At 44.9% G+C, this 1,349-nt stretch carries 4 protein-coding genes; all 4 read left to right on the forward strand.

Translation table 11 applies throughout. From position 1 onward, the window contains the following. On the forward strand, positions 1–88 hold an 88-nt coding region (locus KDK19_RS24580; protein ID WP_368736474.1), incomplete at its 5' end, for a type II toxin-antitoxin system MqsA family antitoxin. Between the two features lie 412 nt (positions 89–500). Then, positions 501–761 (forward strand): type II toxin-antitoxin system RelB/DinJ family antitoxin, encoded by a 261-nt coding sequence (locus KDK19_RS18915; RefSeq protein ID WP_257281776.1) that lies wholly within the window; start codon positions 501–503, stop codon positions 759–761. A 2-nt stretch (positions 762–763) separates the two neighbouring features. Further along, positions 764–1,033, forward strand: a complete 270-nt coding sequence (locus KDK19_RS18920) for a type II toxin-antitoxin system YafQ family toxin (protein ID WP_257281775.1) — start codon at positions 764–766, stop codon at positions 1,031–1,033. Between the two features lie 89 nt (positions 1,034–1,122). Then, the coding region (locus tag KDK19_RS18925) for a hypothetical protein (protein ID WP_257292622.1) at positions 1,123–1,349 on the forward strand (227 nt) is incomplete at its 3' end.

Raw genomic sequence — 1,349 nt, forward strand, 5'->3', positions numbered from 1 at the left:
TGGCAAAACCAAACCACCACTTTCACTGGTAAAACTGTTCAGACTGCTGGACAATAATCCAGAGCTTTTGTCTGAAATTCGCAGCTGAAATACTTACTAGTCACTGTGAGACAGTCAGACGTATTTGCTGGAAACAGGATTTTAACTGGTCGTCACGCAGGATCTCTTCGTAGAGCTTTAGGTCACGGCCTCGCTGCTGTATGACACTGTCAGGGTGGGCTAGCAATGTCGTATAAGCTTTGGCCATGCGTATGCTATGGTCGGCCTTTGCGATTTCTCCGAGAGTTGCTTCCCTGCCATGATAGTATGCTTCGTGGTACGGTTGTTGATGATATTATACCGAGTGTGCAGTATATCCCTCAGCTTCAGACGCCGACCGAAGGGCGGTCGGGTGGCGAAGCCACGAATTGGAAGCGTTTGTTATGTTGCGTTTGCACTGTACCCCAAATGATCTACAATGACACTGTACAGAACAATATGACGCATAGGGGTACTTAAAAATGAGCAAAAGCGCAATGATCCGAGCCAGAATAGAGCCTGATGTGAAGGAACATGCAGAAGCGATATTCAAGAAACTGGGGCTGAACGCAACAGATGCAATCACCTTGTTTTATAAGCAAGTAGGTTTGTGCAATGGATTACCTTTTGATGTTCGTATACCTAATGAAGAAACCCTTAAAGCCTTTGACGACACAGAGAAAGGGGTTGGTTTAACGCACTACGAAAACGCTCAGGAAATGTACGATGACTTGGATATTTAATGATGCTAAAGCCAGTCAGTACGAATCAATTCAAAAGGGACGTTAAAAAAGCAAAGAAGCAGGGTAAAGATTGCTCAAAATTAAAAAAAGTCACAGACCGGCTCATAGAAGATAGACCACTTGCAGCGAGATACAAAGACCATTCCCTGACTGGTAACTATCGCGGCTATCGAGAATGTCACATAGAGCCAGACTGGTTATTAATCTATGCAGTGGTAGAAGATAAAATATTCTTTGAGCGTCTGGGGTCACATTCTGAATTGTTTAGGTAGCAACATAACCCTATGTTAGGTGTCTCTGTGCAATCTCTCAGTATCTGCTACGCTGACTGCTTGCACAATAATTGATAACGGAACGCAGTATGTCACTGCAGCATCGTGCAGAGAGACTTGAATCCCATTTTGAATCGCTGGATAACGCCGTACACCGGCTCATCGAGATTAGCGGGGAAACACAGAAGATTGTACTGGAAAACCAGCGGGAAAATCGGTTGCGCATTGCACAGCATGACCGTGAACTTTCAGAAATTAAAGCTGCCATTGGTGCTCTTACTGAAGCCACCCTTGCAGGCTTTAAACGTAGCGACGA

The organism is Endozoicomonas sp. ONNA1, from assembly GCF_024606325.1.
Classification (GTDB): Bacteria; Pseudomonadota; Gammaproteobacteria; order Pseudomonadales; family Endozoicomonadaceae; genus Endozoicomonas_A.

What these genes read in the sequence shown, in the direction of transcription:
- KDK19_RS18915 (WP_257281776.1), top strand. Translation starts at nt 501, where the DNA reads ATGAGCAAAAGCGCAATGATCCGAGCCAGAATAGAGCCTGATGTGAAG.
- KDK19_RS18920 (WP_257281775.1), top strand. Translation starts at nt 764, where the DNA reads ATGCTAAAGCCAGTCAGTACGAATCAATTCAAAAGGGACGTTAAAAAA.